The sequence below is a fragment of the Pseudomonas sp. K2I15 genome (assembly GCF_002204795.1).
Classification (GTDB): Bacteria; Pseudomonadota; Gammaproteobacteria; order Pseudomonadales; family Pseudomonadaceae; genus Aquipseudomonas.
This window is the reverse complement of the sequence record NZ_NIXO01000014.1, coordinates 93448-116350: the sequence shown is the minus strand read 5'-3', so window position 1 is coordinate 116350 and position 22903 is coordinate 93448. Positions and strand designations below refer to the sequence as shown.

Below are 22903 nucleotides of genomic sequence, written 5' to 3'. Positions count from 1 at the left end.
GAAAGGGATCGTTCACAATGCCGCAGTTCTTTATTGACCGCCCGATCTTCGCCTGGGTGGTCGCCCTGTTTATCCTGCTGGCCGGCGCCCTCGCCATCCCGCAGTTGCCGGTCGCGCAGTACCCCAACGTCGCCCCGCCGAAAGTCGAGATCTACGCGGTGTACCCGGGCGCCTCCGCGCAAACCCTGGACGAAAGCGTGGTCAGCCTGATCGAGCAGGAGCTTAACGGCGCCGATCACCTGCTGTACTTCGAATCCCAAAGCAGCCTCGGCTCGGCCACCATCACCGCGACGTTCCAGCCGGGCACCGACCCGGAGATGGCCCAGGTCGACGTGCAAAACCGGCTCAAGGCGGTGGAACCGCGCCTGCCGCAAGCGGTGACGCAGCAAGGCTTGCAGGTGGAGAAAGTCTCCGCCGGTTTCCTGCTGCTGGTGACCCTGACCTCCAGCGACGGCAAGCTCGATGACGTAGCGCTCAGCGATTACCTGGCGCGCAACGTGATGAACGAACTCAAGCGCCTGGACGGTGTGGGCAAGGCCCAACTGTACGGCGCCGAGCGCGCGATGCGGATCTGGATCGACCCGCAGAAGCTGATCGGTTTCAACCTGACCCCGGCGGATGTCAACGCGGCAATCGCGGCGCAGAACGCCCAGGTGTCGGCGGGCAGCATCGGTGATTTGCCGGGCACTAAAACCCAGGAAATCACCGCGTCTATCCTCGTTAAAGGCCAACTCTCGACGCCGGCCGAATTTGCCGACATCGTGCTCAAGGCCAATCCGGATGGCTCCACCGTGCGTGTCGGTGACGTGGCGCGGGTGGAAATCGGCAGCCAGGAATACCAGTTCTCCACCCGCCTGAACGGCAAGCCATCCACTGCCGTCAGCGTGCAGTTGTCGCCGGGCGCCAACGCCTTGAGCACCGCGACGCTGGTGCGGGCGAAGATGGACGAACTGGCGCGCTACTTCCCGGCCAACGTCGAATACAAGATTCCCTACGACACTTCGCCGTTCGTGAAGGTCTCGATCACCAAGGTGGTGTACACCCTGGGCGAAGCGATGTTGCTGGTGTTTGCGGTGATGTTCCTGTTCCTGCAAAACATCCGCTACACCCTGATTCCGACGCTGGTGGTGCCGATCGCGTTGATGGGCACGTTTGCGACCATGCTGTTGCTGGGCTTCTCGATCAACGTGTTGACCATGTTCGGCATGGTGTTGGCCATCGGCATCCTGGTGGACGACGCGATTGTGGTGGTGGAGAACGTCGAGCGGATCATGGTCACCGAGGGCCTGTCGCCCAAGGAGGCCACGCGCAAGGCCATGGGGCAGATTACCGGGGCGATTGTCGGCATCACGCTGGTGCTGGTGGCGGTGTTCCTGCCGATGGCGTTCATGCCGGGTTCGGTGGGCGTGATCTACCAGCAGTTCTCGTTGTCGATGGCCACCTCGATCTTGTTCTCGGCGTTCCTCGCCCTGACCTTGACCCCGGCCCTGTGCGCCACCTTGCTCAAGCCGATTGCCAAGGGCGAGCACCATGAAAAAGGCGGGTTCTTCGGCTGGTTCAACCGGCGCTTCGAGCAGTTCACCGACCGTTATGAAGGCTGGGTGGCCTATGCCCTCAAGCGCAGCGGTCGCTATTTGCTGATCTATCTGGTGTTGGTGGTGGGCCTTGGGGTGTTGTTCAGTCGCCTGCCCTCCTCGTTCCTGCCGGTGGAAGACCAGGGTTACACCATTACCGATATCCAGCTGCCGCCGGGTGCGAGCAAGAACCGCACGGTGCAGGTGGCCGAGCAGATCGAGGCGCACAACGCCGGCGAGCCGGGTGTGGGCGATACCACGATGATCATGGGCTTCAGCTTTTCCGGCTCGGGGCAGAACGCCGCGCTGGCGTTTACCACGCTCAAGGATTGGTCAGAACGCAGCAGTAAGGATTCTGCGGCGGCCATTGCAGACCGGGCGAACGCTGCGTTCAGCGAACTGAAGGACGCGATTGCCTATGCGATCCTGCCGCCGCCGGTGGATGGCCTGGGTACGTCGAGTGGTTTCGAGTTCCGCTTGCAAGACCGTGGCGGCGTCGGCCATGCCGCCCTGATGGAAGCCCGCACAGAACTGCTGGCCGCCGCCGAGAAAAGCCCGATCCTGGCCAACGTGCGTGAAAGCGCCCTGGCCGAGGCGCCTCAGGTGCAACTGGAAGTGGACCGCAAGCAAGCCAACGCCCTGGGCATTTCCTTTGCCGATATCGGTAACGTGCTGTCCTCGGCCATTGGCTCGGCCTATATCAACGACTTCCCGAACCAGGGCCGCATGCAGCGGGTGGTGGTGCAAGCCGAAGGCGATCAGCGCAGCCAGGTGGCCGACCTGATGAAGATCCATGTGCGTAACAATGCCGGGAAGATGGTGCCGCTGTCGGCCTTCGTTGAAGCACGCTGGATCCAGGGCCCCGCCCAGTTGACGCGTTACAACGGCTACCCGGCCATCGCGATTTCCGGTGAGTCGGCGCCGGGCCACAGCACGGGCGAGGCGATGGAGGAAATCCAGCGGCTGGTCAGCCAGTTGCCCGCAGGCCTTGGCCAGGAATGGACCGGCCTGTCGTTGCAGGAGCGCTTGTCCGGCTCCCAGGCACCGCTGCTGCTCGGCTTGTCGCTGCTGATCGTGTTCCTGTGCCTGGCGGCGTTGTATGAGAGCTGGTCGATTCCGACCTCGGTGTTGCTGGTGGTGCCCCTCGGCGTGCTGGGTGCGGTACTGGCCGTGAGCTTGCGCGGGATGCCCAACGATGTGTTCTTCAAGGTCGGCCTGATTACCATCATTGGCCTGTCGGCGAAGAACGCGATCCTGATCATCGAGTTCGCCAAGGACCTGTATGACCAGGGCGAAGACCTGATCGATGCCACGTTGAAAGCTGCGCGCCTGCGCCTGCGGCCGATCATCATGACGTCCCTGGCGTTCATCCTCGGCGTAGTGCCGTTGGCGATTGCCACCGGTGCCAGCTCGGCGAGCCAGCAGGCGATCGGCACCGGGGTGATCGGCGGGATGATTACCGCGACGCTGGCGGTGGTGTTTGTGCCAGTGTTCTTCGTGGTGGTGATGAAGCTGGTCAAGAAACGCCACAAGGACAGCTGACACAGCAGGATGGCGAGGGTGCAACGCCCTCGCCACACATCCTGAAACGCAACATCGCAGGTTACGCCGTGTCTTGTAGGACCGGCTTAACAGCGCATTAACCACCCCACTCCTAGCATCCCTCCCACTTTATGGAGGGATGTTCATGTACAGAAAACTGCAGTTTGCAATCGGTGCGCCGGCCCTTGCCTTGTTGCTCCTGGGCTGTACCAAGGCGCCCGACGGCGAGCTGGCACTCTCGCCCGTTAAGGTTGCTGTCGAGACCCTTGAAGCCAAGCCCCTGTCGATCAACAGCGAACTGATCGGGCGTATTGCCGCGCCACGGATCGCCGAAGTCCGGGCCCGTGTGCCTGGCGTGGTGCTGCAACGGGTATTCACCGAAGGCAGCGACGTCACCCAAGGCGACGTGTTGTTCCATATCGACCCGGCGCCCTTACAGGCAGACCTCGACAGCGCCCAGGCCGGATTGCAACGCGCCCAGGCCGATGCCTCGCGCACCCGCCTGCAAGAGCAACGCTTTCGTCAATTGATCAACGGTAACGCCATCAGCGCCCAGGAATACGACAACGCCCGCACCGCCGCGCAGCAAGCCAGCGCCGATGTTGCGGCACACCAGGCAGCGCTGCAACGGGCGCGCCTGAACCTGGCCTACGCCACGGTCACCGCGCCCATCTCCGGGCGTATAGGCCGGGCGCTGGTCAGCGAGGGCGCCCTGGTTGGGCACAACGAAAGCACGCCATTGGCGGTGATTCAGCAACTGAATCCGATCCATGCCGACCTGGCGCAGTCCACCCGTGAACTCAACGACCTGCGCCGGGCCTTCCGTGCCGGGCACTTGCAGCAGGTCGGCCAGGACCAGGTGCACGCCACGCTGATCCAGGACGATGGCAGCGTCTATCCGTTACCGGGCAAGCTGCTGTTCAGCGAAATCAGTGTCGACCCCGGCACCGGGCAGATCATCCTGCGCAGCGAATTCCCCAACCCCGACCTCGACCTGCTGCCCGGCAGCTTCGTACGGGTGCGCCTGGCACAAGCCATCGACCAACAGGGCATCAGCGTGCCGCAGCGCGCCATCACCCGCGACAGCGCGGGCGTCAGCCTGGTGCTGTTGGTGGACGCCGAAAACGTCGTCAGCCAACAGCCGGTGGAGCTGGGCGCCGTAATCAATGACCGCTGGGTGGTCAGCCGCGGCCTCAAGCACGGCGACCGGATTATCGTCGAAGGCCTGCAACACGCCCGCCCCGGCGACACCGTGCAGATCGATAACCCGGTGTTGCCGATCGCCCAAGTGTCTGGTCGATAAAAAGGGGATCCGCCATGCCGCACTTTTTTATTGAGCGACCGATTTTCGCCTGGGTACTGGCGCTGTTTATCCTGCTGGCCGGCGCCTTGGCTATTCCGCAACTGCCGGTGGCGCAGCACCCGAACGTGGCCCCGCCGCAAATCGAAATTGTCGCGACTTACCCCGGCGCGTCCGCGCAAACCCTGGATGACACGGTGGTGAGCCTGATCGAGCAAGAGCTCAGCGGCGCCGACAACTTGTTATATTTCCAGTCCCAGAGCAACCTCGGCACCTCGACCATCACCGCCACGTTCCAGCCCGGCACGCATCCCGAGTTGGCCCAGGTCGACGTGCAAAACCGACTGAAGACCGTAGAGCCGCGCTTGCCTCGCGAAGTGATCGCCCAAGGGCTTCGTATCGAGCGGGTGTCCTCGGGGTTGCTGCTGATCATCAGCCTCACCGCCCGTAATGGCACCCTCGACGCCCCCGCACTCAGCGACTACCTGGCGCGCAACGTGGTCAACGAGATCAAGCGTCTGGACGGCGTTGGCCGCGCGCGGTTGTTTGGCTCGGAGCGCGCCATGCGCATCTGGATCGACCCGCAGAAGCTGATGGGTTTCAACCTGACGCCGGCCGATGTGAACGCCGCCATCGCCGGGCAAAACGCCCAGGTATCGGCGGGCAGCATCGGCGACTTGCCGGGCCCTTCGACCCAAGAGATTACCGCCTCGATCCTGGTCAAGGGCCAGCTTTCGACCCCGCAGGAATTCGCCAACATCGTGCTCAAGGCCAACCCCGACGGCACCACCGTGCGTATCGGCGACGTGGCGCGGGTGGAAATCGGCAGCCAGGAATACCAGTTCTCCACGCGTTTGAATGGCGAGCCTTCCACCGAAGTCAGCGTGCAGTTGTCACCCGGGGCCAACGCCTTGCGCACGGCGGCCCTGGTGCGGGAAAAGATGGACGAGTTGTCCCGCTACTTTCCCGAAGGCGTGCGCTACATGATTCCCTACGATACCTCGCCCTTCGTCCACGCCTCGATCCTCAAGGTGCTGATGACCCTGGGCGAGGCGATGCTGTTGGTCTTTCTGGTGATGTACCTGTTTCTGCAAAATATCCGCTACACCCTGATCCCGGCGTTGGTGGTGCCGGTGGCGCTGATGGGCACCTTTGCCACGATGCTGGCGATGGGATTTTCGATCAACGTGTTGACCATGTTCGGCATGGTGCTGGCCATCGGCATCCTGGTGGATGATGCGATTGTGGTGGTGGAGAACGTCGAACGGATCATGCTCAGCGAAGGCCTGTCACCGAAGGAAGCGACGCGCAAGGCCATGGGCCAGATCAGCGGTGCGATTATCGGGATCACCCTGGTGCTGGTGGCGGTGTTTATTCCGATGGCGTTCATGCCGGGGTCGATCGGGGTGATTTACCAGCAATTCTCCCTGTCGATGGCCATCTCGATCCTGTTTTCTGCGTTTCTCGCCCTGACCTTGACCCCGGCCTTGTGCGCCACCTTGCTCAAACCCATGGCCCAGGGTGAGCAGCATGCCAGGGCGGGGTTCTTTGGCTGGTTCAATCGCCGTTTCGAGCACCTGAGCAACGGTTACCAACGCCGGGTGACCAGCGCCCTCAAGCACAGCGGCCGTTACCTGTTGGTGTATGGCGTGCTGGTGGTGGTGATGGGGTTGTTATTCAGCCGCCTGCCCTCCTCGTTTTTGCCGGAGGAAGACCAGGGCTACACCATCACCGACATCCAGCTGCCGCCCGGTGCGAGCAAGCAGCGCACGGTGGAAATCGCCCGCCAGATCGAAGCCCACAATGCCGGCGAGCCCGGAGTGGCCGATACCACGGTGATTCTGGGTTTCAGCTTTCCCGGCAGCGGGCAAAACGCGGCGATGGTGTATACCAGCCTGAAGGACTGGTCGCTGCGCTCGGCCCAGGACTCGGCCGCCGCTATCGGTGAGCGCGCCAACCAGGCGTTCAGCCAATTCAAGGAGGCTGTGGTGTACAGCGTGCAGCCCTCACCAGTTGACGGGCTGGGCACGTCCAGCGGTTTTGAGCTGCGCCTGCAAGACCGTGGCGGGCTTGGCTACTCGACACTGATGGCTGCCCGCATGCAATTGCTCGACAGCGCCGGGAACAGCGCCGTGCTCGCCAATGTCCGGGAAAACGGCCTGGCGGAAGCACCGCAAGTGCAGCTTGAAATCGATCGCCAGCAGGCCAATACCCTGGGGGTTGCCTTTACCGACATCAGCACCGTGCTGGCCACCACCGTCGGCTCGGCCTATATCAACGACTTCCCCAACCAGGGCCGCATGCAGCGCGTGGTGGTACAGGCCGACGGCGATCAACGCAGCCAGGTGGCCGACCTGCTGAAGATCCATGTGCGCAACGCGGCGGGCAACATGGTGCCACTGTCGTCCTTTGTAGAGGCGCGCTGGATCCAGGGGCCGGTGCAATTGACTCGCTACAACGGCTACCCGGCCATCGCCATTTCCGGCGAGGCGGCGCCCGGCTACAGCACCGGCGAGGCGATGGATGAAATCCAGCGGCTGGTGGGCCAACTGCCTGCCGGCATGGGCATGGAATGGACCGGCCTGTCGTTGCAGGAACGTTTGTCTGGCTCCCAGGCACCGCTGTTGCTCGGCTTGTCACTGCTGATCGTATTCCTGTGCCTGGCCGCGCTGTACGAGAGTTGGTCGATCCCAACTGCGGTTTTGCTGGTGGTGCCGCTCGGCGTGCTCGGCGCGGTGCTGGCGGTCACCCTGCGCGGGATGCCCAACGATGTGTTCTTCAAAGTTGGCCTGATTACCATCATTGGCCTGTCGGCAAAGAACGCGATCCTGATCATCGAATTCGCCAAGCACCTGTACGATCAGGGTGATGATTTGATCGAGGCCACCGTGAAGGCGGCTCGCCTGCGCCTGAGGCCGATCATCATGACGTCCCTGGCGTTCATCCTCGGCGTGGTACCGCTGGCGATTGCCACCGGTGCCAGTTCGGCGAGCCAGCAGGCCATCGGCACCGGGGTGATCGGCGGGATGATTACCGCAACATTGGCGGTGGTGTTTGTGCCGGTGTTCTTCGTGGTGGTGATGAAGCTGGTGCGCAAGCGCCCGGTGTCATAAATGCGCTATGGTGCCTACACATCCCTGATTTGTGAGCGCCATGCCCTTCCTCGCCCGCACCCACCCTCGCCTGTCCGCCGCCGCCGTATTGGGCCTGGCGGTGGGCCTTCTGGCTCCAGCCGATACGATCATCAGCAAAATCCTCATCGGCTGGAACGCCGGGGTCTGGACCTACCTGGTGCTGATGCTGTGGCTCACCAGCCATGCCCGCGCCGACGACGTAAAACGCATCGCCGAGGTCGAGGACGAGAACGCCGGGCTGGTGCTGTTCATGGTGTGCATCGCGGCGATTGCCAGCCTGGCGACCATCACCTTTGAACTGGTGGGCAGCAAGGACCTGAGCAGTACCGAACGCCTGTTGCACTATGGGTTTACCGGGCTGACGGTGATCGGTTCATGGCTGTTGATCGGGGTGATTTTCAGCGTGCACTACGCGCGCCTGTATTACACCTGGAACGGCCCCGAGCCGGCGCTGCGTTTTGCCGAGGATTTACGCACGCCCAATTACTGGGACTTCCTGTACTTCTCGTTCACCATCGGCGTGGCGGTGCAAACCGCGGACGTCGGAGTTGCCACGCGCACCATGCGCAAGGTGGTGCTGGGGCAATCGTTGATCGGGTTCCTGTTCAATACCGCGATCCTGGGGTTCTCGATCAACATTGCCGCCGGGCTGTTCGGTTGAGGCTGCACAAAACTTCTAGACGCCAGCGCCCTGTAGGAGCGAGCTTGCTTCGGGCGGCGTTCCGACGAAGAGCGTCAACGATAACGCGGGCTGCCTGATTTGACGCGGTGCTCTCAGGTTCTTCGCGAGCAAGCTCGCTCCTACAGTTTTCCACCCCATCGGTGTTTTATGGCCACACGCAACTGGATCGACCTGTCCCAGGACGCCGACACCGGCATCGAGACCCTGCGCGCGCATTTCGAGGGCCATGCCTACGACCCGCACTGGCACGACAGTTTCCTGGTGGGCGTTACCGAGCAAGGCGTGCAGCAATTCAACTGTCGCCGGGCCCGCCATCACAGCACCCCCGGGCAAGTGTTTTTGCTGGAGCCGGGCGAAATCCATGACGGTGACGCCCCCACCGTCGAGGGTTTCACCTACCGCATGCTGTACCTCGACCCGCATTGGCTGGAGAGGGAAGTGTCGGCCGTGTTCGAGGAAGCGCCGGTCAACAGTCAACTGAGCTTTGCCAGCACCCTGACCACTGATCCGCGCCTGGCACAGGCCACCAGCCTCGCCTTTCAAAGCCTGCACCACGGCGAGCTGCGCATCGTGCGCCAAAGCACCCTCGACCAACTGCTGGAGCGCCTGACCGGCCAGCTGCAGTGGCGCCAGCGCTATCGCGAAGACCCACGCTTGCCGCTGGTAGCCCACAAGGCCCGGGAATACCTGCACGCCCATCTGCATCAAGACATCGGCATGGACGAGTTGGCGATGGCCACCGGTGTCGACCGCTTCCGCCTGACTCGCGCCTTCAAATGTGCCTTCGGCCTGCCGCCCCACGCTTACCTGGTGCAACTGCGCCTGGCCCGCGCCCGGCATTTACTGGCCCGGGGCGCCCAACCCGCCGACGTCGCAACAGACCTGGGCTTTGCCGATCAAAGTCATTTGGGCCGCTGGTTCGTGCGGGCCTATGGCCTCACACCGGCTGCCTACCGCAAGCGCTGCTCAAATCTTCCAGACAGGTAACGGCCAGGCTTGTGAAGATCGACTTCATTGATCTGCTGATTGGAGTCGCGTTGCCATGTTCCCTACCTTGCTGCCTTTTTTGTTGTTCGCCTTCGTAGCCTCCATCACCCCGGGCCCGACCAATATCCTGGTGCTGAGCAACAGTGCACGCCATGGTTTCAAAGCCGCCTTGCCCATAGTGCTGGGCGCCTGTGCCGGCGCGGCAGGGATTGTATTAGTGGTGGGCTCGGGGTTCGGCCAGTCCCTCGCACAGCTGCCGAAGGTGCAAACCGCCATGCAATGGACCGGCGTGGCCTGGCTGAGCTATTTGTCGTGGCAGATATTCAGCGCCCCCGCGATGGCGATCACCCCGGACGCGACACAAAAACCCATGGGCCTGGTGGGCGGCGCAAGCCTGCAACTGGTGAACCCCAAAACCTGGATGATGGCGCTGGCGGTAATCAGTGTATTCGCGGGCGCTGGCGACGAGCGGCAAGCTCACGTGCTGTACCTGTCCCTGGCGTTCTTTGTGATTTCCCTGCCCTGCCTGGGTGCCTGGGCCTTGCTGGGTGCCGGGTCAACCCGACTGTTTCGTTCGCCCACGGCCATGCAGCGGTTTAACCGCTGCATGGCCGTGCTGCTACTGGTGTCGACGTGGTTGAGCGTCATTGTGTAAGGGCGTTGGGCCTACGACGCTTAGCATCAAAGGGAGTTAAAAAACTGTTCTTAGACTGTCATTTATACCAGTAGACAGCGCGCGGGAACGGCGTCTAATAACCCCAAGCCTTCCAACGAAGCGGTGGGTCAATCACTCGCAGAAAACAGGCTTTGTAAACTGTTACTTTTGACAGTTTACAGGCCGGGCAACGTTGCTATTTCATAGCCTGACCAGAATGACTTGAACCCTGGTTTTCGCATAATCATCGAAGATGGAGAAGCGATCATGTCGGCACAACAGCAACAGTTAACTCCCGCCCAGCAAAGACTACTGCGTCCCAAGGCGCTGACGGCCGAAGGCCGTTTTACCGCGTCTGTCGATTCAATTATCCTCAACCCGCAGACCAAGACGGTAGTGCACGACTACGACCTTGGCATATACGGTATCAACGGCCGTTATGCGGATAACTCCGTCACGATCAAAGAGTTCTATATCCAGCTCCCCGATGACATCGAAACCGGTAAAATCATACAGCTGGAGGACTCCGAGTTCACAAAAGTCCGGATCTGGTATTCGGTAAAATCCCCAACGGAGCATTACGCGGTGCGTTGCATCACGGGAGAACTGGTTATTCAGCGACTGACCGCTGGCATTATCAGCATCAGCGGTAGCGTTATTAACGGAACGACCGAAACCGACCCCCACGGTAACTCTCATGCTTTAGCGCTGTTCTTTGATCTGCTGAGTTGACCTCAAGCAAACGCAAAAAAGCCCGCATCTTTCGATACGGGCTTTTTTATTTGCGGCGGTTTACCAGGAGTAACGAACGCCTACGTTGGCACCCCAGGGCTGGTCAATTTTCTGGCCACTACTGTGTTCAAAGTCAGCGTGCAACTGCAGGTTCTGCGACAGTTTCACCGCAAGGCCTGCGCCGAACTCGTTACGAGAGCCCGACAAGTCGTTGTTGAACACGTTGTTGTTCACGGCGACTTTGTTGTTGTTGGCAAACTCATGCACCCTTGCTGCGCGCAGGTATGGCTGAACAACGCTGCCGCTGTCGAGCTGGATGTTGCGCCCAACGGTGGCACCGGCCTTGGCCAGGATCGAGCGGGTTCTTTCACCCTTCGCTTGCAGGCCATTATCCAGGCTGTAATTGGCCCCCTGGATGACCACGCTCGACAGTTGAGCATAAGGCTCAACAAAGAAGTCATCGCCCAGCTTGATGTTACGCCCGAACTCTGCCGACAGGCCGCCGCCGGTGTTGGCGTACTTGCCTTTGGAGCCGGTGCCGTCGCTCAGCCCGACCTTGGACTCGTTGTGGAAACGGTTGAGCTTGGCCACCGCATCAAAGTACATGCCGCTGTCTTCGTCCAGCCAGGTTGCGTAGCCGCCCACATAGTAGCTCTTGACATTACCCGAGGTACCGCGCTTGAGGTTCAGGTCGGAACTGCTGTGACCGACCATTGCGCCAATCAGCCACTGGCTATCGGCCAACGGCATGTCGGCACCCAGGGAAAAACCTTGCTGGTTCTGGGTGTAGCCCACACCGTTGTTGTCAGAGACGTTGTATTTGTTGCCATAGCCACGGATCCACAATCCCGCCTGACCCGGCTCGAAACGCAGCTCACCCATGCGCGTGCGCAACGAGGTTGCTTCGCCGTACCACACGGTCGGTGCAGTATTGAACAAGGCCAGCACGGAGCGGGTGCTTGGGCTGATGGCGCGGTTGTTCGGGTCGAGGAACCAGTCAGTCCCGTCTTTTTTCAGGCCGTAGGAATAAGCGCCCACATCCACCTTGTCACCCACCAGGGAGAACTCGGCGTCACCGCCGCCAGTGTGTACTACGTGAATCTCGCTGGGGTTGACTGGCTCGGCACCACTGGCCGCCAATAACAGGCTGTGGTTACCACTGGCTTCACCGTTGATGTTCAGGAAGTCGGTCTTGCCTTGGGCAAAATCGGTGCCCATGACAAACGTACCGTTGCCCGCAAGGCTTTCCAGATCCAACTGATAGAACGCGTCGGTGGCGCCAAACTTCACGGTACCGCCGGCCAGGGTCAGGGCGCCGACGTCGCTGTTGCCAGTCAACTCCCAGTAAGACTGCTCGCCGATGTTCAGGCTGGCGACGTTATGCATCTGCCCGGTCAACCCGGCGTGGTTCTGCAGGCTCAAGTGTGCCGTGCTGTCAGCATCAACAATCACGTCGCCGGTCAACCGGCTGTTGTCGACATTCATGCTCGCGGTTGAACCGTCGTTGACTTCCAGCAACACACCATTGCCGCCGGTCAAGGTCGAGCCGTTGCGCACGTCGATTTCAACCACGGGAGCACCGAAGTGACCACCGTTCAACGCAATGGCCGAACCGCTGCGACCTTCGACGCTGGTATTGTCGAGCAGCAGTTTGCCCACATCGCCATCGGCATACTCATCGGTAAATACCACACCGTTTTTGCCGCCAATGATCGTGCTGTCGCTGGCAGTCACCGTACCGCCGTTGAACCATACGCCAGTGCTGTCAGTACCGGTGCCTTCCACCCGGGAGTTCCTGACGTGCAATTCGCTGTTGCCTTGCACAAGCGCACCACCCACGGCACCACGGATGGTGCTGTTGAATACATCGGCGATCCCGCCCTTGGCGGAGCCATTGCTCTGAAACGCTTGCAGGCCAAAGTTGGTGTGACTGGTCAGGGTGCTGCCAGCAATTGTCGCCGCGCTGTCGTCCAGGCGTAGCGCGCCAAAGAACGCGTCGTTCGATTCAACCATGGCCCCCTGGAGGCTGACGGTGGAGCCCTGGGTGGCGCGAATCTCATTCAACCGACTGCCATCGTTGACTATCAGCGCCGAATCGTTGACCCGAATATTTCTTGCATTTGCGCCATCAAGCGTCAGTTCAGCCCCCTGCTCCAATTGCCAATCCTTGCTGGCCTCACTGGAGTCAATGGTGCGTTTGTCACCAATCAAGTGCTCGCTGGCATGAACAGTACTTTGAACTGCTGCAAACATGAAAAACGTAATGGTTGGAACTTTCATCATCTTGCTCAATGGCTTGAGCTCGAAGTTTTTTAACACGGACATGGTTGTTCACTCTCTGAGGATAGAGCCACTGAAAACGGTTTGGCTCGTTCCCTTGGAATGAAGCCTTACCTGTGCGGCGCAAAGAGTACGGATCGAACTTCCCTGATGATGTAGGACTAATCTGAACAGCAACGAGTAATTGGTAATGTTGACTTAGGAAACGGGGACAGTAGAAGCCCGAAGTATGCATCCTGGCTGAATAGAAGGGCGTTCCGGACTGCTGTAGAAGCACAAAAGGGAAGCCAAGCTTCCCTTTTGTTTTTCTACAGTCCTCGACAGCGTCAAGGTGTAGGGATCACCACTCCATCGCAGTAAGTGGCAGGATTCCAGATCACAATCCCGTCAACCGGAGTACCACGCCCTGTGGCCCCCCCTGCGACCGGCACGGTGTAGGACGCCTCGATCGTACCGACCACCACCAAGGCCAGGAATGGACGGTAATCAATCTGGAAAGTGTAGCCATTTGTCGCCTCATCGTCGCTCAAGGTGTGAGGGAAGTCCTGCGTGAATGGGCCTGGCGGGAACTCCGGGTGAACGCCCAGGAGTGTCAACGTCAATGTGACCACGCTGCCGCCGGCCAGCCTCGGATCCCCCGGCATAAAGATTTCAGCGTATAACACCGGTGGAGTGCCAGCCCCTCTCTGGCGTAGCGACGAACAATCCAGAACATTGAGAGCCGGATCCACGGCGCGCAAGAACTGAACAGGATTCAAGATCACCGACACGGCATCAATCACATTAACGGTGGTAGGCCCCGATCGGTTTTCGTTCGTCGTACCAGGTCCGGTGACAACGTAGCGAACAATCTGTGGGCCGTTACCGTGTCTGGCGACCACATCCCAAGGGATGTCGAACGTCAAAAGCGTGCCGGGCGCCGTGGTACCTATAGGAAAAGGCCCGACCCGCTCCTCGGTCGTGCCGTACAACACGGTGATATCAAGGCCCGGAGCCGGTAACTCCGGGACGTTCCACAATATGATTTCTGCCCGAACAGGCAGATTGGCGTCCACTTCCCGAAGAACATCTTCCTCATCTGAAACCGCCCCAAAAAGATGGATCGGGTTCAACAACGGGTTATCGTCGCCCGGTTCAAGGGTACCGGGTAATGTCGGACCTTCCACCGACAGGTCGAGCAAAATGTCTTTATCCGGGGAATAAAAAAATATACCGCCGCGATCAATCCGGTAGCGCACACTAACCGGCTGAGGCCCCTTAACCTGGGTATAAGACGCCTTGATCGCATCATTCATGTTCCGGAACACCTCCGGAAACGTTGCAATCGGCCCCTGCTGAGGGCCGTATAGCTCGGCCTCCCATTGCACTTCGCCCCGATCCACCAGTGGGGCCGGGTTCGTATAGGTTTCAATCCAGACATCGACGCCCTGCATATAATCTTTGATGTCGATCAAATTGTCGGTACTGCCACCCTCCGGAGCGGGCGCCAATGGCAGGAACGGCGCCTCCAGCACCGGGTCGTCCAATAATGAAACATCTCGAAATTCATTGAACGAGGGCCGGCTGGGATTGCCGGCCCTGTCAATGATCGTGTAGAAAAAATAATACAGCCCGCTGAGAACGATGTCGGCTGCGAGCAGGAAAAACGTGTTGCCCGTTTGAAGCATCGGCTGGGACCCCACAAAAAACTTCGGTCGAGGGTCCATCACCGGGCTCCAGTAGAACTCAAGGATGTCACCCGCCTCCCACGCGCCGGCCACCGGAAGGAAGGTATTATCAGGAATGGCAATTTCCAGACCACCTTGCGTAGTGAGAAAATCATTATCGATGACGGTTCCCGGTGGCGCATTGACCAAAACCGGTACCAACGGCTGAAAGGGGATCGAGAGCGTGGCATACGGTGCAATGGTGTCGACCCTGAAGGGCGCAGGGAACGACTCGTCCAGTGCAGCACCTGGCCCCGCCGGCCCATTTCGGTATTGGAGGTTCCTGAGTTCATAGACCCCATTCTCGAAACCGCCAGCACCACCAGGTACAAAAATATTAAATATAGGGGGCGGGACTGGAAACGCCGCTGTACTGATTTGCCTCGGCGGTACAAGCAGTGACCAAGGGCCTGGAATCGTCCCGGCGGTCCTGATTTCGATGCTGACCCAGTCCGTGCCAAGCCGGGCAGCGCCGAGACGGCACTCAACGGTTATACCAACGGCGGCCACCCGCACGGGAATAAGCCCCGTCACATTATCCAGCGCTTCCACAATGGTGGGCGCTGTTATAGACGGTACGAGTGTTATTGTGTTGTTGATCTGGAAAATTTTACTCATTTCAATTTCTCCATTGCTGTTTAATAGATGCGTTACATCAACACGCACTTGTCCATCCAGTTGTTGTTCGTTGAGTTGTCCGCCATTGATTTTCGGCAACAGGTTCTTGGACCGATTAACTGTCGACCAACGAAAACTTGCAAAAAATCAACTAAGGAATAGTTAACCGATCAGCGTCATTTAATTTCGTTTAACGTCGTTGACGCTGATCCATTGGTCTTAGCCTTCACTCAGGACCGTTACCTCCCGGGCCGCAATAAGTAGGGTTCGGTGGCGATGAATTGACCACGCGATCAAGTTGTACGAACCGGGACGACGAAGTACCTGTCGGGATCCCTCCCCGGAACACGGTGTACGTCGCCTCCGCCCCCGCGTTGTCTTTCAACGGTTTGATCAACAGCTCGTAGGGCAGGACCAGGAAGGTGTAACCCGCCGCATCGGCAACCTCGTCCCACGTATGATCAAAGGTCTCGAGCGTTTCAGGGATGGGATCGACATCCGGGCTCTGCCGGTAACCCTGCCAGGTCAACCGGACCAGATCCCCGTGCTGTATGCGCGAATCCGGGCCGATCAATACTTGAACGCCATCCCAGATGGGCGGCTGGGTGGCGCAGGTGAGAATAAAATTCGTGGCCGCCGTGGATTGCGGGAAGCTGGGCCGAGGGTAGCTGACAGGCGGTGCAACGTTGACGCTGACCACTTGGTCCGGCGACAACTGCTCATTGACGAAATTGCTGGTCCGGTAGTGCACCAGCGTGCGGGCGTTGGTGCCGCCGTCCACAATCACCTGCCAGTCAACCTCATTGTCAAAGGTCACCGTTGCACCGCCGATATCGAACGGCTTGACGGTATAGGTGGCCACGGGGCCCGGGCGGGACGGCCAGTAAAGATCAGCGACTTCACCCAGCTGCGGATTGTCAAACAAGGGGAATGTGACTCTCACTGACCCGATACTGTCGCGAAAGTCGAGGTAGTTGGCAGTATTGGAAACACTGCCAAAGACGTTCACCAGCGCAAGGGTCCGATTCAGCAAAGCAGGCGCATCAGCGTGATCCCGACCGGCAATGGTCATGTCCACCGTCACCAGGGTCCAGGGCGAGACCACACCCGGCCCTACCGTGTCGCCCGCCCGGCGAATGAAATAGCGTACCCCCACGTCCACCAGGCGCCGCAGATCGGCCCCATTGGCGATCAGCACCGGCCAACTGACCGGAACTGAAAAGGGCGTGGAAATCACCTCCACTGGCGGTAGTAAAATACCATCCCATTCGACATAACATTGGTCGCCCGGATTCCAGCCCAGATAGTCCGAGGGAACGCGCACCGAAACGATTCGGCGAGCGTCCGCACGGTCGATCAGCAGGTCTGCGTCATAGGCAGGAACCTGCGGCTGCGGCAGGTCCGACGGAGGCGTGTTCAGCAGCAGTTCCACTTCTGCGACTCGCGAAAATGCCAGGTTCAGGTTTGCGGCGCGGTCTCTCAACCGATAGAAACAATAGAGCCTTCGGGCGCCCGGGAATCGGCGAAAAAAATCACGGGGAACGTCAACGAAGATCGGACCGGAGTCAGTGGGCAGCGGCGACGAAATCAACGTGGGCGCGCCCGTGGGTAACGAGTTGATCGCGCTCAGGTAAATCAACACCTCGTCACCGACCTTGCGATCAAAATAGGTGTCAGGGATCTCGATGGGCACAAGTGGATTGGCGCCCAGATAACCTTCAGTGATGGGGTCGACCGGAAAAATCGCCGGGTCCAGCTCGCGGCTACGACCAGGGGCATCGTGGTCGATGGTAATCGTCACGCTGTTCGATTCATCGAACGTGGGACTGTCTGGCCTGACATTGTGAACGCGGAACGAGAGATTAACGACGGCGCTGCTCAATAGCCATGACTCGGGGATCTCAACACGATAGGGAAAGTCCAAAGCGGTAATGGGACCACGCAGTTCTATAGGGGGGAGTTCGGTGGGGGCGGCACCGGCGACATCCCAGATAAAGATCACAAACGCACTGAGTCCTGCCACGGGCAGAACGGTCCAGGGCTCCACGATATCTATCTGCAGAGGGGAAAACGTGAACCGCACAGGGATCAATCCGTCAGGCAGCGCGTCGACCACCGTCGGCGCCTGTATGACAAATACACCCGGTGCACCTGCACCACGTTGACCTGCGGTTGAAGTATTCATCCGGCTCTCCCAGGAATCATCTCGCACCCGTTTACCGTCGCTCCGATGTGCACCGAAAGCGATCTGCCTGCGAGCAATTGAACTCCTGCTTTATGCTTGGGGATACTGTCAGAACTAACAGGTAAGGCCGCCGTTCGTCGGCTTCACTCACCCAGGCTGGGATTGCGCAGCCAAGATTTTCTTGACGAGGTGGGCACGCTGATGCTTTTCTGAAACCGGTTTCAGCGTTGATTCCACTGCCGTCCATACCTCCAATAAGAAAGGCCGTCACTGTGACTACTTTTTCCGCCGCCCAGCGCAGCCGTGTGACCATGCTTGACGTGGCCGAGCGCGCCGGCGTCTCCAAAGCCAGCGTGTCGCGCTTTATCGGCGACGACCGCGCCCTGCTCTCCGACGCCATCGCCCTGCGCATCGAGCAGGCCATCGACGAGCTGGGCTACCGCCCCAACCAGATGGCCCGCGGCCTGAAGCGCGGGCGCACCCGCCTGATCGGCATGCTGGTGGCCGATATCCGCAACCCCTATTCGATTGCCGTGATGCATGGTGTGGAAACCGCCTGCCGTCAGCACGGCTACAGCCTGGTGGTGTGCAACACCGACCGCGACGACGAGCAGGAAAGCCAGCACCTGGCGGCCCTGCGTGCCTACAACATCGAAGGGCTGATCGTGAATACCCTCGGCCATCACCTTGATCAACTGCTGGAACTTCAACGGGAAATGCCCCTGGTGCTGGTGGACCGCAAGGTCGAGCCGCTGCACAGCGACCTGGTGGGGCTGGATAACCCGGTGGCGGTGCGCATGGCGGTGGAACATCTCGAACAACAAGGCTACCGCGACCTGCTATTGGTCTGCGAAGCCACCGATGGCACCAGCTCACGGCTGGAACGTCTGGAAAGTTTCAAGGCCGAGATCAGCCAGCGCAGTGCTTTAAGCGGCGCCGTGCTGGAGATCCACAGCCACTTCAATGCCCGCCTGCAAAGCTTCCTCGCCACGCCTCAAGCCGGCCCCAAAGCCCTGTTTTGCGCCAACGGCATTGCCGCACTGGCCTGCACCCGTGCGCTGAAAGAACTGGGCTGCAAGCTATTTGAGGATGTCGGCTTGATCGCCCTGGATGACCTGGATTGGTACCCACTGGTGGGCAGCGGCATCACCGCCCTCGCCCAGCCTACCGAAGCCATTGGTGCCAGCGCGTTTGACTGTTTGCTCAAGCGGTTGCGCGGCGATACAGCACCGACACGAACGCTGGACTTCCTGCCGCAACTGATTGTTCGCGGCTCGACCCAACCCACCTGATATTTTTTTGCCAAAAAATGAAACCGGTTTCAGAGGTAAACAACAATGCACAAATACCCCGTTTCCATCAGCCTTTCCAGCTACGGCGCCGACCTGGTCCGCGATCGCGGCCAGCTGGCTTTTGTTGAAGTGCTGGCCCAGGCCGGCGCGCAACGCATCGAATGGCGTGAAGAACTGCTGACCACCGAACAACCTTCTGAACTGGCGCAAGCCGCCGCCGATCAAGGCCTGGAATGCGTGTTCTCCTCGCCCCTGGAACTCTGGGTGGCAGGCCGCTCGCAACCCAACGCCGAACTGGCCGCTACCCTCGACCGCGCCCAGGCGTTCGGCGCCCGCTGGTTGAAAGTCTCCCTCGGTTATTTCACCGACACCAACGACCTGGACAGCTTGAGCGCCCTGCTCAACCGGCATCCGGTCAAGCTGCTGGTGGAGAACGACCAGACCCTGCACGGCGGGCGCATTGAACCCATGCAGCGTTTTTTCAACGAAGCCGAGCGCCTGGCCGTGCCGGTGAAAATGACCTTCGACATCGGCAACTGGCAATGGCAGGACCAATCTGCGACCACCGCCGCACGCCTGCTGGGCCGGCATGTGGATTACCTGCACTGCAAGGCCGTGGCCCGACGCGCCGACGGCAAGCTGGTAGCACTGCCGCCGGGCGCCGCCGACCTGCATCTGTGGGAACAACTGCTCAGGTCTATGACTCAAGGTATTACCCGGGCCGTGGAATTTCCGCTGCAAGGTGATGACCTGGTGCAGGTCACCGCACAGCAGGTCGCCGCCCTCGCCGTCCTTGGCCAGCCCCGCGTGGAGAACGCGCATGTCTAAGATCGATATCCTGTCATTTGGTGAAACCATGGCGATGTTTGTCGCCGAACAGACCGGCGACCTGGCCCAGGTTGCGCAATTTCACAAGCGCATTGCCGGCGCCGACAGCAACGTCGCCATCGGCCTGTCGCGCCTGGGTTTCAACGTGGCGTGGCTGAGCCGCGTGGGCGCCGATTCCCTCGGGCGTTTTGTAGTAGACACCTTGCAGAACGAAGGCCTGGACTGCGGGCACGTGGCGATCGACCCGCTGCATCCCACCGGCTTTCAACTCAAGTCCCGCGAAGAAGCCGGCGATGATCCGCAGGTGGAATACTTCCGCCGCGGCTCGGCCGCCAGCCATTTGTCGGTCGAGGCGATCAAGCCTGAGCTGTTGCAAGCCCGGCACCTGCACGCCACCGGTATTCCTCCGGCGCTGTCGGATGCCACGCGCGAGCTGTCGCGCCAACTGATGACGCAAATGCGCGAGGCCGGGCGCAGCGTGTCCTTCGACCCGAACCTGCGCCCGTCCCTGTGGGCCAATGAGCAACGCATGATCAGCGAAATCAACGCCCTCGCCTGCCTGGCGGATTGGGTGTTGCCGGGGCTGAGCGAAGGCCGTTTGCTCACCGGGTTTGAAGACCCGGCCGACATCGCCGCGTTTTACCTCGACAAGGGCGTGGAAGCCGTGGCCATCAAGCTCGGCCCCCACGGCGCGTATTACCGCACGCAACTGGATCAGGGTTTTGTCGCCGCCGTTCCCGTGGCCAAAGTGGTCGACACGGTGGGCGCTGGCGACGGGTTTGCCGTCGGCATGATCAGTGCGTTGTTGGAAAACCTTAGCTTCAGCGAGGCCGTACAGCGCGGCAACTGGATCGGCAGCCGCGCGGTGCAGAGCCGTGGCGACATGGAAGGTTTGCCGTTGCGTGAAGATCTGCCCGCTTACTGTAGGAGCGAGCTTGCTCGCGAAGGTCGTTAACGATGACACGGGCCACCTGAATAAACGCGGTGCCCTTAGGTTTTTCGCGAGCAAGCTCGCTGCTACCCAGTTACCTGTTGCCACAACTACAACAAGCTCAGGAGCCACTTTATGGAACCGTTGAAACTCGCCACCCGCCGTTGGTGGTACATCATGCCCATCGTGTTTATCACCTACAGCCTGGCGTACCTGGACCGCGCCAACTACGGCTTTGCCGCCGCCTCCGGGATGGCCGAAGACCTGATGATCACCCCAGGCATGTCGTCATTGCTCGGTGCGTTGTTCTTCCTCGGCTACTTTTTCTTCCAGGTGCCGGGCGCGATCTACGCGCAAAAGCGCAGCGTTAAAAAGCTGATTTTCGTCAGCCTGATCCTCTGGGGCGGCCTGGCCACCCTGACCGGCATGGTGTCCAACGCCTACATGCTGATCGTGATCCGCTTCATGCTCGGGGTGGTCGAAGCCGCCGTGATGCCGGCGATGCTGGTGTACCTGTGCCACTGGTTCACCCGCGCGGAACGCTCACGGGCCAACACCTTCCTGATCCTCGGCAACCCGGTGACCATGATGTGGATGTCGGTGGTGTCGGGCTATCTGGTGCAGCATTTCAGCTGGCGCTGGATGTTTATCATCGAAGGCCTGCCAGCCGTGCTGTGGGCGTTTATCTGGTGGAAGCTGGCGGATGAAAAACCCGCAGACGCCAAATGGCTGAGCGAGCAGCACAAAAAAGACCTGCAAACCGCCCTCGCCGAAGAACAGGTGGGTATCAAGGCGGTGAAGAACTACGCCGAAGCCTTTCGCTCACCCAAGGTGATCATCCTGGCGCTGCAGTTTTTCTGCTGGAGCATTGGCGTGTATGGCTTCGTGCTGTGGCTGCCGTCGATCCTCAAGGCTGGCCTGAAGATGGACATGGTCGAGGCCGGTTGGCTGTCGGCGCTGCCGTACCTGGCAGCAGTGATCGGCATGCTCGTAGTGTCCTGGGGCTCGGACAAACTGCAAAAACGTAAACGCTTTGTGTGGCCGCCGTTGTTGATCGCCTCCATCGCGTTTTATGCGTCCTACATGCTGGGCGCCGAACACTTCTGGTGGTCGTACACCCTGCTGGTGATCGCCGGGGCCTGCATGTACGCACCTTACGGGCCGTTTTTCGCGATCGTGCCGGAAATCCTCCCGGCCAACGTCGCCGGCGGCGCCATGGCACTGATCAACAGCATGGGCGCCCTCGGTTCCTTTGGCGGCTCCTACCTGGTGGGCTACCTCAACAGCAGCACCGGTTCGCCGGGCGCCTCGTACCTGCTGATGAGCGGCGCGCTGCTGGTGTCGGTGGTGCTGACGATCTTTCTCAAGCCCGGCGCCAGTGACCGCGAACGCGCCCCGCTGCATTCCCTTGAATTGAAGGTAAAGACCTGATGAAAAAGTCTGTCGTGCTCTACAAAAAACTCTCTGCGCCGCTGATGGCCCGCCTGCATGAGCAGGCCGAGGTCACGCTGATTGAGTCGCTGGATGAAAGCGGCCTGGCCAAACTGCGCGAAGCCTTGCCGGCAGCTCGTGGGTTGCTCGGCGCCAGCCTGCGCCTGGACGCCAAATTGCTTGACCTGGCGCCGAACCTTGAGGCCGTCGCCAGCGTGTCGGTGGGCGTCGACAACTACGACATCGACTACCTGACCCAGCGCGGCATCCTGCTCAGCAACACGCCTGACGTGCTGACCGAAACCACCGCCGATACCGGCTTCGCGCTGATCCTGGCGACGGCTCGGCGGGTGGTGGAGCTGGCCAATATGGTGCGCGCGGGCAACTGGAACCAGAACATCGGCCCGCTGCATTTCGGCAGCGACGTGCACGGCAAGACCCTGGGCATTATCGGCATGGGCCGCATTGGCGAAGCCCTCGCTCAACGCGGGCATTTCGGTTTCGGCATGCCGGTGATCTACCACAGCCACTCGCCAAAGCCTGCGGTGGAACAGCGTTTTAACGCCGAATACCGCAGCCTGCCGGACCTGCTCCAGCAAGCCGACTTTGTCTGTCTGACTTTGCCACTGACCGCTGAAACCGAAGGTTTGATTGGTGCTGAAGAGTTCGCACTGATGGGCCCGGAGACGATCTTTATCAATATATCCCGGGGCAAGGTGGTGGACGAGCCGGCGCTGATCGAAGCGTTGCAACAGCGCACGATTCGCGCGGCCGGACTGGATGTGTTTGTGCGCGAGCCGCTGGGGCATGACTCATCGTTGTTGCGCCTGAACAACGTGGTGGCGACGCCACATATCGGTTCCGCCACCCATGAGACGCGGGAAGCGATGGCCACGTGTGCGGTGGACAATCTGCTGGCGGCGCTGGCGGGTGAGAAGCCGAAGAACCTGGTGAACCCGACCGCCTGGAAACACTGATTACAGTGGGAGCTGGCTTGCCTGCGATGGCATCAACTGGGTGTACCTG

At 60.4% G+C, this 22903-nt stretch carries 15 protein-coding genes and 1 pseudogene; 13 read left to right on the top strand and 3 right to left on the bottom strand.

The window, feature by feature from the left end; all coding sequences use genetic code 11:
* Positions 1–17 precede the first annotated feature (17 nt).
* The 7 genes from CEC48_RS11700 (at position 18) to CEC48_RS11670 (ending at position 10606) form a co-directional block, all read left to right on the top strand.
* Positions 18–3116 carry an efflux RND transporter permease subunit gene (locus tag CEC48_RS11700; RefSeq protein ID WP_088423876.1) on the top strand — a complete coding sequence of 1033 codons (3099 nt, stop codon included), beginning with the start codon at positions 18–20 and terminating at the stop codon, positions 3114–3116.
* Between the two features lie 145 nt (positions 3117–3261).
* Positions 3262–4419: an efflux RND transporter periplasmic adaptor subunit gene (locus CEC48_RS11695; protein WP_088423875.1), complete on the top strand. Its 1158-nt coding sequence runs from the start codon at positions 3262–3264 to the stop codon at positions 4417–4419.
* A gap of 14 nt (positions 4420–4433) precedes the next feature.
* The gene (locus CEC48_RS11690; RefSeq protein WP_088423874.1) at positions 4434–7529 is read left to right on the top strand and encodes an efflux RND transporter permease subunit; all 3096 of its coding nucleotides are present in this window, start codon (positions 4434–4436) and stop codon (positions 7527–7529) included.
* Positions 7530–7569: 40 nt separating this feature from the next.
* Positions 7570–8211 carry a DUF1345 domain-containing protein gene (locus CEC48_RS11685; protein WP_088423873.1) on the top strand — a complete coding sequence of 214 codons (642 nt, stop codon included), beginning with the start codon at positions 7570–7572 and terminating at the stop codon, positions 8209–8211.
* A 168-nt stretch (positions 8212–8379) separates the two neighbouring features.
* Positions 8380–9219 (top strand): AraC family transcriptional regulator, encoded by an 840-nt coding sequence (locus CEC48_RS11680; protein WP_088423872.1) that lies wholly within the window; start codon positions 8380–8382, stop codon positions 9217–9219.
* A 55-nt stretch (positions 9220–9274) separates the two neighbouring features.
* Positions 9275–9874 (top strand): LysE family translocator, encoded by a 600-nt coding sequence (locus tag CEC48_RS11675; protein ID WP_088423871.1) that lies wholly within the window; start codon positions 9275–9277, stop codon positions 9872–9874.
* A 267-nt stretch (positions 9875–10141) separates the two neighbouring features.
* Positions 10142–10606, top strand: coding sequence for a hypothetical protein (locus CEC48_RS11670; RefSeq protein WP_088423870.1), 465 nt, complete (start codon positions 10142–10144; stop codon positions 10604–10606).
* Between the two features lie 60 nt (positions 10607–10666).
* Here CEC48_RS11670 and CEC48_RS11665 read toward each other — a convergent pair whose 3' ends face one another.
* The 3 genes from CEC48_RS11665 to CEC48_RS11655 all read right to left on the bottom strand — a co-directional run bounded on the left by CEC48_RS11665 (position 10667) and on the right by CEC48_RS11655 (position 17395).
* Complete coding sequence (locus CEC48_RS11665; protein WP_088423869.1) at positions 10667–12931, bottom strand: autotransporter outer membrane beta-barrel domain-containing protein; 2265 nt, start codon at positions 12929–12931, stop codon at positions 10667–10669.
* 281 nt (positions 12932–13212) lie between these two features.
* Positions 13213–15309 carry a hypothetical protein gene (locus tag CEC48_RS11660; protein WP_141099668.1) on the bottom strand — a complete coding sequence of 699 codons (2097 nt, stop codon included), beginning with the start codon at positions 15307–15309 and terminating at the stop codon, positions 13213–13215.
* A 127-nt stretch (positions 15310–15436) separates the two neighbouring features.
* Positions 15437–17395, bottom strand: coding sequence for a hypothetical protein (locus tag CEC48_RS11655; protein ID WP_141099667.1), 1959 nt, complete (start codon positions 17393–17395; stop codon positions 15437–15439).
* Between the two features lie 272 nt (positions 17396–17667).
* On the opposite strand from CEC48_RS11655, the gene CEC48_RS11650 reads away from it, so the two are divergent.
* The 6 genes and pseudogenes from CEC48_RS11650 (at position 17668) to CEC48_RS11630 (ending at position 22854) form a co-directional block, all read left to right on the top strand.
* On the top strand, positions 17668–18687 hold the full coding sequence (locus CEC48_RS11650; RefSeq protein ID WP_088423866.1) for a LacI family DNA-binding transcriptional regulator: 1020 nt from the start codon (positions 17668–17670) through the stop codon (positions 18685–18687).
* A 45-nt stretch (positions 18688–18732) separates the two neighbouring features.
* Positions 18733–19515: a sugar phosphate isomerase/epimerase gene (locus CEC48_RS11645; RefSeq protein ID WP_088423865.1), complete on the top strand. Its 783-nt coding sequence runs from the start codon at positions 18733–18735 to the stop codon at positions 19513–19515.
* On the top strand, positions 19508–20470 hold the full coding sequence (locus tag CEC48_RS11640) for a sugar kinase (protein WP_088423864.1): 963 nt from the start codon (positions 19508–19510) through the stop codon (positions 20468–20470). Before CEC48_RS11645 ends, CEC48_RS11640 begins: the two co-directional genes overlap by 8 nt.
* Positions 20418–20537 (top strand): annotated as a pseudogene (locus CEC48_RS31830) (outer membrane lipoprotein carrier protein LolA); the annotation flags it as partial. The gene CEC48_RS11640 and the pseudogene CEC48_RS31830, both read left to right, overlap by 53 nt.
* A 44-nt stretch (positions 20538–20581) precedes the next feature.
* Positions 20582–21877 carry an MFS transporter gene (locus CEC48_RS11635; protein ID WP_088423863.1) on the top strand — a complete coding sequence of 432 codons (1296 nt, stop codon included), beginning with the start codon at positions 20582–20584 and terminating at the stop codon, positions 21875–21877.
* Positions 21877–22854 (top strand): NAD(P)-dependent oxidoreductase, encoded by a 978-nt coding sequence (locus CEC48_RS11630; protein WP_088423862.1) that lies wholly within the window; start codon positions 21877–21879, stop codon positions 22852–22854. The genes CEC48_RS11635 and CEC48_RS11630 overlap by 1 nt, the downstream gene beginning before the upstream one ends.
* Positions 22855–22903: the final 49 nt, after the last annotated feature.